Raw genomic sequence first — 265 nt, 5'->3', positions numbered from 1 at the left:
ATGATCCCCATCGTCATCCGCTCCACCGAAGAGATGCTGCGTCTGGTGCCCGCGGATCTGCGCGAAGCATCGCTCGCCCTCGGCGTGCCGCGATCGGCCACGATCGTGAGGGTCGTGCTGCGCACGGCGGCGAGCGGCATCATCACCGGTGTCGTGCTGGCCGTGGCCCGCGTCGTCGGTGAGACGGCGCCGATCTTCATCGCCGCGAGCTTCACCGACAACTTCAACTCCAACCCGTTCGACGGCCCGATGCAGACCCTCCCCG

1 protein-coding gene is annotated in these 265 nt (G+C 67.9%); it reads left to right on the top strand.

The annotated features are described in order from the left end of the window. Positions 1-265, top strand: a 265-nt coding sequence (locus ACZ3HG_RS23940; protein WP_465334892.1) for an ABC transporter permease subunit, incomplete at both ends; no start/stop codon positions are given.

Source organism: Erwinia sp. PME.40.26/001, assembly GCF_055556675.1.
Note: the sequence above shows the minus strand (reverse complement) of the source record. Positions and strands in the feature narration are given on the sequence as shown.